Source organism: Bradyrhizobium sp. YR681 (assembly GCF_000282615.1).
In the GTDB taxonomy this organism is placed as follows: domain Bacteria; phylum Pseudomonadota; class Alphaproteobacteria; order Rhizobiales; family Xanthobacteraceae; genus Bradyrhizobium.
In genome coordinates this window covers 1-8,392 of sequence record NZ_AKIY01000130.1, presented here as the reverse complement: position 1 = coordinate 8,392, position 8,392 = coordinate 1, and the positions used below count along the sequence as shown (strand labels likewise).

At 64.1% G+C, this 8,392-nt stretch carries 8 protein-coding genes; 7 read left to right on the top strand and 1 reads right to left on the bottom strand.

What is annotated here, in order from left to right:
- The 5 genes from PMI42_RS11885 to PMI42_RS11865 all read left to right on the top strand — a co-directional run.
- Positions 1-1,480 (top strand): ABC transporter substrate-binding protein (locus PMI42_RS11885; RefSeq protein ID WP_008134087.1); only part of this gene is annotated, 1,480 nt, incomplete at its 5' end.
- Positions 1,481-1,540: 60 nt separating this feature from the next.
- Positions 1,541-2,464 carry an ABC transporter permease gene (locus PMI42_RS11880; protein ID WP_008134086.1) on the top strand — a complete coding sequence of 308 codons (924 nt, stop codon included), beginning with the start codon at positions 1,541-1,543 and terminating at the stop codon, positions 2,462-2,464.
- A complete protein-coding gene (locus PMI42_RS11875) occupies positions 2,461-3,282 on the top strand; it encodes an ABC transporter permease (protein WP_008134085.1) in 822 nt (273 codons plus the stop codon). Before PMI42_RS11880 ends, PMI42_RS11875 begins: the two co-directional genes overlap by 4 nt.
- Positions 3,279-4,259: an ABC transporter ATP-binding protein gene (locus tag PMI42_RS11870; RefSeq protein ID WP_008134084.1), complete on the top strand. Its 981-nt coding sequence runs from the start codon at positions 3,279-3,281 to the stop codon at positions 4,257-4,259. The genes PMI42_RS11875 and PMI42_RS11870 overlap by 4 nt, the downstream gene beginning before the upstream one ends.
- Complete coding sequence (locus PMI42_RS11865; RefSeq protein WP_008134082.1) at positions 4,252-5,286, top strand: ABC transporter ATP-binding protein; 1,035 nt, start codon at positions 4,252-4,254, stop codon at positions 5,284-5,286. Before PMI42_RS11870 ends, PMI42_RS11865 begins: the two co-directional genes overlap by 8 nt.
- A 1,262-nt stretch (positions 5,287-6,548) precedes the next feature.
- Here PMI42_RS11865 and PMI42_RS11860 read toward each other — a convergent pair.
- A complete protein-coding gene (locus PMI42_RS11860; RefSeq protein WP_008134080.1) occupies positions 6,549-7,175 on the bottom strand; it encodes a LysR family transcriptional regulator in 627 nt (208 codons plus the stop codon).
- Positions 7,176-7,303: 128 nt separating this feature from the next.
- Between PMI42_RS11860 and PMI42_RS11855 the strand changes: the two genes are divergently transcribed.
- Positions 7,304-7,696, top strand: coding sequence for a RidA family protein (locus PMI42_RS11855; protein WP_008134079.1), 393 nt, complete (start codon positions 7,304-7,306; stop codon positions 7,694-7,696).
- A 45-nt stretch (positions 7,697-7,741) separates the two neighbouring features.
- The coding region (locus PMI42_RS11850) for an L-2-amino-thiazoline-4-carboxylic acid hydrolase (protein ID WP_008134078.1) at positions 7,742-8,392 on the top strand (651 nt) is incomplete at its 3' end.

Genomic DNA, 8,392 nt, shown 5'->3' with positions numbered 1-8,392 from the left:
AGGCTCGAGCTTCACCAGCCTCGACATTCACACCACCCAGCGCGCCCAGGACGAGATCTACGCCAAGGCCCTGCACCGGTCGCTCTACATCTGGAATTCCGCCGAAGGCAAGCCGGTGCTGGAGCTTGCCAAGGAGGACGTCGTCTCGGGCGGCGGCCTCGTTCACACCTTCAAGCTGCGCGACGACGCCTATTTCCACAGCGGCCGCAAGATGACGGCCGACGACGTCATCTGGTCCTACAACCGCATCATGGACGGCGCCAAGGCCTATCCCGGTGCGCGTTACGTCCGCGTGATCGAGGGTGCGGCCGCGGTCGAGAAGGGCCAGGCCAAGGAGATCTCCGGCCTGAAGAAGATCGACGATTTCACCCTTGAGATGAAGCTGACCGAGAAGGTCGATCCGGGCTTCTACTTCTTCACTGCGCTGACGTCGATCTATCCGGCCGACGAGGCCGCCAAGGAGGGCTTCCTCCAGAAGCCGATCGGCCTCGGGCCGTTCAAATTCGTCGAGCACGTGCCGGGATCGCGCATCGTGCTGGAGCGGTGGGACCGGTTCTACAAGCCCGGCAAGCCCTACGCCGACAAGGTCATCGTGTCGGTCATGGGCGAGGCCGCGGCGCGCGACGTCGCCTTCCGCAACAAGGAGATCGACACCTCGGTGCTGGGTCCCGCGCAGTATGTCGCCTACCAGTCCGACGCCGACCTCAAGGGCACCATCGTCGAGGTCGCCGAGGTCTTCACGCGCTACATGGGGATGAATCCCGCCTTCAAGCCGTTCACCGACCAGCGCGTCCGGCAGGCCATCAACTATGCGATCGACACCGATCTGATCATCAACAAGCTGGTCAAGGGCAAGGCCTATCGCGCCACCAGCTGGCTGCCGCTGACCTCGCCGCTCTACGACAAGACCATGAAGCCCTACCCCTACGATCCCGCCAAGGCCAAGCAGTTGCTCAGCGAGGCCGGGTATCCCAACGGCTTCGAATTCGAATGGACCACCAGCCAGAATGAGAGCTGGGGCCTGCCGATCGTCACGGCCGTCATCCCGATGCTGGACAGGGTGGGTATCAAGGCGAAGGTCAAGCAGGTCGAGGCCGCGGTGCTGTCGGAGGTGGTTCGCAGCGGCGACTACCAGGCCTTCATCTATTCCCAGCAGACCGGCCCGGATCCCCAGGCGGCGCTGAAATGCTTCCATTCGGCGACGCCGCAATCGGCCTGCAACTACATGAACTTCAAGAACGCCGACTTCGACAAGCTGGTCGACGAGGCCGGGCAGTCCGACGATTTGGCCAAGCGTGGCCAGCTGCTGCAAAAGGCCAATGCGCTGCTCTACGACGAGGCGCCGGTCTGGTTCTTCAACTACAACAAGGCGGTCATGGCGGTGCAGCCGTGGCTGAAGGGCGTTCAGCTGAACGCGACGGAGCTGACCCACCAGAACGTCGAAGACCTCTGGGTCGACGAGACCTCTCCCGCGAAGTGACACACGCTCCCGCGCTCCCTCCATCGCGACATCAGATGGAGGGAGAGAGGAAAAGTGCCGATGCTCTCCTTCTTGTTCCGTCGCCTCCTGCAGACCATTCCGACCGTGCTTGCCGTCGTGCTGCTGGTCTTCGTGCTGTTCAGCGTCGTTCCCGGCAGCATCGTCTCGACCATGAGCGACGACGCCGATCCTCAGGTCGAGCTGCGCTTGAAGAAGCAGCTCGGCCTCGATGAGCCCGTCTACATGCGCTTCGGCGCCTATATCGCGAAGCTCGCGACCGGTGATTTCGGCACCTCGTTCCGGACGCGCGAGCCTGTCACCGCCATGATCGCCAAGCGGGCATGGCCGACGCTGCAACTGATCTTCGCGTCCATGGCGTTCGCGGTCGTGATCGGCGTGCCCCTGGGCTTTGTCGCCGCGTTGCGGCCGGGCGGTATCGTCGACAGCGCCGCCATGGTGTTGGCGGTGTCGGGCCTGTCATTGGCCAAGTTCTGGCTCGGGCTGCTGTTGATGTACCTGTTCGCGCTCAAGCTCGGCTGGCTGCCGAGCTTCGGCTATGGCGATGGCGGCGGCAAATATCTGATCCTGCCGGCCGTGACGCTCGGCGTCTCGCCGATGGCGCTGCTGGCCCGGACGACGCGCGCCGCGGTGCTCGAAATCATGACCGCGGATTTCGTCCGCACCGCACGCTCGAAGGGCATGAGCGAGGTCAGGGTCGTGAAGTGGCACGTGATGCGCAACGCGCTCGTCCTCATTCTCACGACCATGGGCCTGCAATTCGGCGCGCTGATGGGGCAGGCGGTCGTGGTCGAAAAGCTGTTCTCGTGGCCGGGCATCGGCTCGCTGCTGGTCGACAGCGTGCTTCAGCGCGACATTCCCGCCGTGCAGGGCTCCATTCTCGTGGTCGTGCTGTTCTTTCTCGCGATCAATCTGCTGATCGACCTGCTCTACGGCGTGATCGATCCCAGGATCAGATACGCATGAAACTCCGCGCCAATCTCGTCATCGGCGGTGCCCTGTTCGCGCTTGCGATCCTGGTCGGCCTGCTCGCGCCGTGGCTGGCGCACACCGATCCCGTGCTCGACGCCAATCTGATGAACGCGGAGGAGCCGCCGAGCTGGACCTGGTGGTTCGGGACCGACGGGCAGGGCCGCGACATCTATTCACGCGTCGTCTACGGCGCGCGCATCTCGCTGACGGTCGGCATCGTCTCGCAACTCATCAACAGCGTCATCGGCGTGGCGCTGGGCCTGAGCGCCGGCTATTTCGGCGGCTGGTGGGACGATGTCGTCAATGCGCTGACCAATCTGATGCTCGCGATCCCCTCGCTGATCTTCGCGCTGGCCATCATGGCGGTGCTCGGGCCCGGCCTGACCAGCCTGCTGATCGCGCTCGGCCTGACCAACTGGTCCTTCACCTGCCGGATCGCACGGGCCTCGGCGTTGTCGCTCAGAAGCCAGGGCTATGTGCAGGCCGCGACCGTGCTCGGCTACGGCGATGTGCGCATCATGATCACGCAGCTGCTGCCGAACATGCTCGGCCCCCTCATCGTCATCGGCACGCTCGGCATGGGCAGTGCGGTGCTGTCGGAAGCCGCCTTGTCGTTCCTCGGTCTCGGTGTCCGCCCGCCGTTCCCGAGCTGGGGCAGCATGCTGTCGGAGGCCCGCGACCAGATCACGACGGCGCCGTGGCTCTCGGTGTTCCCCGGCCTTGCCATCTTCCTGACGGTGCTTGGCCTCAACCTGCTCGGCGACGGCCTGCGCGACATCCTCGATCCCCAGTCGCGGAGCCGCCGCACATGACGGGCGCGCCGCTGATCGAAGTCGAGGATCTGCGCATCGATATCGATGACGGATCGCGGCGCGTCGCGGCGGCCGAGGGCGTTTCGTTCCGGATCGATCGTGGCGAGACGTTCGGCCTCGTCGGCGAATCCGGCTGCGGCAAGAGCATCTCGGCGCTGGCCCTGATCGGCCTGTTGCGGCGGCCTTTGTCGATCGGCGGCGGCGTCATCCGGTTCGAGGGGCGGGAGATCCAGCACCTTTCGGCGGCCAGGCAGCGCGAGCTGCGCGGCAATCGCATCGCCATGATCTTCCAGGAGCCGATGACGGCGCTGAACCCGGTCTCGCCGGTGGGCCGGCAGATCGCCGAGATGTTCGTGCTGCACCAGGGCAAGAGCTGGCGGGAAGCCGACCAGCTGGCGGTCGAGGCGCTGGCGAATGTCCGTGTCCCCGCGCCGGAGCGACGCGTCAAGGATTACCCGCACCAGCTCTCCGGCGGCATGCGCCAGCGCGTCATGATCGCCATCGCGCTGGCCTGCGGTCCGGATCTGCTGATCGCCGACGAGCCGACCACCGCGCTCGACGTCACGGTGCAGGCGGAGATCATCGAGCTGATGCGGAATCTGTGCGCCGAGCGGGGCACGGCGATCCTGATGATCAGCCATGATCTCGGCCTCGTCGCCAATGTCTGCCGCCGCGTCGCCGTCATGTATGCCGGCCGTATCGTCGAGGAGCGTGGCTCGGCCGATATCTTCCGCTCGCCGGCGCATCCCTATACGCAGGGCCTCGTCGACTCGCTGCCGCGGCTGGGCAGCCGCGCGGCGCTCGGCCGCGCGAGGCTCAAGGAGATCGCGGGCGTCGTCCCCGCCATCACGGCTTTCCCTGACGGTTGCAGGTTCAATCCGCGTTGCGCGCAGGCGACCGATATTTGCCGGACGGTCGTGCCGCAGACGGATTTGCTGGAGGCGGGCGGTTTGGTGAGGTGTCACCACCATGCATGAGCCCAAAGTGAGATCGGGTGAGGGCAGGCCGGACGACGTCATTCTCAGTGTCGAGGATCTCGCGGTTCATTTTCCGCTGGGCGGCGGCCTGCTCGGCCGCGAGCGGCGGCTGCTTCGTGCCGTCGACGGTGTCGATCTCACGCTGAAGCGCGGCGAATGTCTCGGCCTCGTCGGCGAATCCGGCTCCGGCAAGTCGACGGTCGCGCTCTCGATCCTGGGCCTGTTGAAGCCGACGCGCGGCCGCATCGTGGTTGACGGACAGGTGGTGACGGACGGGCCATCCGGCGATCGCAAGGCCCTGGCCCGCACCGTGCAGATCGTCTTCCAGGATCCCTATGCCTCGCTCAATCCGCGCCAGACCGTGCGCCGCACGCTGGAGGATCCTCTGCGCGTGCACGGGGTGACCGCAAAGAGCGAGATCGAAGACCGCGTCGCAAGCATGCTGCGGCATGTCGGCCTGCGGCCCGAACAGGCCGATCGCTACCCGCACGAATTCTCCGGCGGCCAGCGCCAGCGCATCGGCATCGCCCGCGCGCTGATCCTCAATCCCAAAATCGTCATCTGCGACGAGCCGGTCTCGGCGCTCGACGTCTCGATCCGTGCCCAGATCATCAACCTGCTGCTGGAGCTGAAGGAGACGCTTAGCCTGTCCTACATCATGATCAGCCACGACCTCGGCGTCGTCGAGCACATGAGCGACAAGGTCGCCGTGATGTATCTCGGCCGCATCGTCGAGAACGGCGACTGGCGCGAGATATTCGAGCGTCCCGCGCACCCCTACACGCAGGCCTTGATCGCCGCCATCCCCGATCCGCTGCGCCATGCGCCGCTGGCGACGACCGGCGGCGACTTGCCCAATCCTCTCAATCCGCCGAACGGCTGCGCATTCAGCCCGCGCTGTCGTTATGCGGAGGACGTGTGCCGCAGCGAGCCGGGGCCGGTGCTGGAAACGCGCCCCGACGGACACGCGGTGCGGTGCTGGCGCGCTGACGAGATTGCGGGGCAGATGGTATTGGCCCCCACTTAGGGCGTGTCCTCATAAACCCGATCAGCCCGCGCGGAGGTCGTGCCGCGTCCGTTTGGTCTTCAAGACCGGACACGGTCAGTTCGCCCTAACTAGTCGGCCAAGGGCCACAAGCCGACTGAACTGGCATAAAGCGCAACTATGGACACCGGTTACTAACGCGTTGAGCGAGTATGTCCGGACTGTCCGTGTTTTGTTAATTCTTCGAGGATCGTTCTCTGTTACTGACGGCCTGCTATTGCTCAGACGCTTATCGGTCGAATGGCATTTGCATGAGGAAGCTCATCGCTGCGCTTGTTGTCCTGTTGGTTGGCGTAGCTGTCTATGAGCTGACCGCCATGCCCAGCGCTCAAGACGTTCGCTCGCCATGCGTTCCGCGCGAGCCTCGCCTTTCAACTTGCTCTGAATTTGGGGCAGCTTGCGTTGCCTACTTCAAAAGCCCAGCCGCACCGACTGATAGCTTGAGGAGTAAGATGGTTGGTATGGACGCAAACACCTGCTCCGAGTGGAAGGAGCAGTGCTTGAAGAGTGGCGTTTGGCAGGGTCCAAGCTGCGTTAGTATCAATATTCAGCGACGATAGCTGAGGTCCGCCTCGGGTCACAAGCCGCTGAACACGTTGAAGGTCGTAGACTTCCGCTTTGTGTTCGGAAGCTGAGGTCCATGAGCACACGATCTGGCTAGCGCGCAGAAGCCGAGGTGAGCCTCCCAGTCACAATCCGGCGCCCAGGATGTCGAGAAATGCGAGAGGTGACGCTGCCAGCATCGTTCCTGCGCAAAATCCAACGGTCCCGAGCGCTATGGCACCTATCCATTCGTGATGTGTCCAACCGAAGACGCCGCCAACGAAAGTCCACATTCCCACGGTTGAAACCGTCCATGCGATCTGCGCGGCGATTTTAACTGTTCTGATCATCGGCTCTTAACCTGATGCAGTTCGCATCGGCCTGACGTGGCAAAGTGTGTTTAGCGTTGTCCTATTGCTTTGCCGGGTGGTGAGGCATCGGACTGAACAGAAGCCATGGCGCGTAATGTGAGCAATATCCCGACCGGACGGACCTACTTGGGGTTCGCGTTGGTTTGGACCATCGTGGCATTTCTCGTCTTCTTGCTGTGCATTGCAGTATTTGCTGCTGGCCGTTGGACAGCTGGCCTGTTTATCGTCTTTCTCGCGGTTTATCTGTATGCCCGGCACGTCGTTTCGATCGGCAAACGCGGACGACGTGGGCTTGTTCGTAGGCCTTGAGGTCAGCAACAAGTTGCTGGCTCAACTTCCGGCCATGCCGACCAGACGCGGGCGGCGGTTTGCGAGCGCCTTCTCAACCGGCTGGGCGCGCAGCCATTCGCGAAAACTGACGATCTCGGGGCAATCCGCTGTACCTTCGGGCGCAATCAGCCAGTCACCAAGGCCGGATCCCTCATTGATCCGGTCGCAGCGATAGCCCGGATGGTGGCCGAGACCGCGGGCGATCAAGAGATCGACCTTGCCCTCCACCAATTCGTGCAGGCCGGCGGGCTGGAGCACCCGCAAGCCGATTTCCGCATGCGCGCCGCGAAACGCCGCCAGATCGAGACGGCGCAAATCGAAGCTGCCATGGGCGCCCAGTTGCAGCAGCACGGCGCCCGCCGGTTTCAATTGCGAGGTCGCCTCCGCAATGTGGCGAAAGCCTTCGGAGACCCCGGGCAGATAGGCCTGACCGGCCGCGGTGAGGATGAGCTGCTTGTGCAGCCGCTCGAAGAGCTGCACGCCGAGGCGCGCTTCCAGCGCCTTCACCTGCTGCCCGACGGCGGCGGGCGTCACGTGCAGCTCGTGCGCGGCGAGCTTGAAGCTGAGATGCCGGGCGGCGGCCTCGAAGGCGCGGAGCGCGTTGAGCGGGGGAAGGGCGTAGGTCATCGCGCTCCAGTTTGACACCGATGGGCTGCGGCCTTGCAATAGATTTTCTTGCGCTGAACCGCAGGAATGATGCTTTGCGCCGGGGCGATGCCGCCGGATACGGTCGGCCCGCAATCCGGAGAAACCCCATGCCCCCAGCCCACATCGTCAGCCACAATCCCGCAACGGTTCACCCGCCCGCCAGCGGCTACTGCATGGGACTTGAAGTCAGGGAGCATCGCCGCCTGCTGTTCATCAGCGGCCAAGTGCCTGAAAATCCCGACGGCACGGTGCCCGAGGGTTTCGAGGCGCAATGCGAGCAGGCCTGGCGCAACGTCAAGAACGTGCTCGCTGCCGCCGGCCTTGGCGTCGGGCATCTGGTCAAGGTCACCACGTTCCTGACCGATCGCAACCAGCTCGTGACCAATCGCGCTGTTCGCTGCGCGATGCTCGGGGAGCACCAGCCTGCGCTGACGGTCGTGGTCGTCGAGACCGTCGACAGCAAATGGCTGCTGGAGATCGAGGCGATCGCCGCCGAATGAAGCCGGCGTCGCCGCCTTGCAACGACCAATTCGATCAGGTGTCCAATGGCTGAGATGATCCATCCCTTCTACCAGACGCATCGAGGCGCAATGGAAGCCGCCATGCGCGAGCGACTCGACATTGCCGAAGCGATGCTCCGCGAGCGCGCGCAGCTCTCGGATATCGACCGGATCAGGCAGGAGGTGATGGACGAATTCGAGATCGTTCTCACCCAGATGCCCTATGTCGGCGGCGCGGCAAGCCGCATGAGCGATTTCTTCATGCGTCTGACGGGGTTCATGGCCATCAGCCGGGTGCTGCGGCGGCACGGCGTGCCGGTGCCCGTGATCGGCGAGATCGAGCGGGAGACCTACAAGGTGCAATTGCTGATCGCGCCTGAAGCGGAGCGTCTCGCCGCAGGCCGCCAATTCATGTCGCCGGAGAACCAGGCCCTGCTGCGCGAGCAGGCGGCAAGAAGCGTTACTGAAAGCCATCGAATCGAGTTTCCGGAAGATTTCGTCTACGATTTCGTCGAGCCGGGTCCAGAGGACGATTTTGAATTCGGCGTCAATTACAAGGCCTGCGGCTTCTGCAAGCTCGCGGCGCGCCATGGCGACAAGGACATCCTGCCGAACATCTGCGGGCTCGATTTCGTCGCCTACGCGGCGCGCGGCATTCGCCTGGAGCGGACGCAAACGCTGGCGGGCGGCGCGAGC

Excerpts from the sequence above, each read along its gene's own strand:
- PMI42_RS11870 (WP_008134084.1), top strand. The coding sequence starts at position 3,279 with ATGACGGGCGCGCCGCTGATCGAAGTCGAGGATCTGCGCATCGATATC.
- PMI42_RS11880 (WP_008134086.1), top strand. The coding sequence starts at position 1,541 with ATGCTCTCCTTCTTGTTCCGTCGCCTCCTGCAGACCATTCCGACCGTG.
- PMI42_RS11875 (WP_008134085.1), top strand. The coding sequence starts at position 2,461 with ATGAAACTCCGCGCCAATCTCGTCATCGGCGGTGCCCTGTTCGCGCTT.
- PMI42_RS11865 (WP_008134082.1), top strand. The coding sequence starts at position 4,252 with ATGCATGAGCCCAAAGTGAGATCGGGTGAGGGCAGGCCGGACGACGTC.
- PMI42_RS11860 (WP_008134080.1), bottom strand. The coding sequence starts at position 7,175 with ATGACCTACGCCCTTCCCCCGCTCAACGCGCTCCGCGCCTTCGAGGCC.
- PMI42_RS11855 (WP_008134079.1), top strand. The coding sequence starts at position 7,304 with ATGCCCCCAGCCCACATCGTCAGCCACAATCCCGCAACGGTTCACCCG.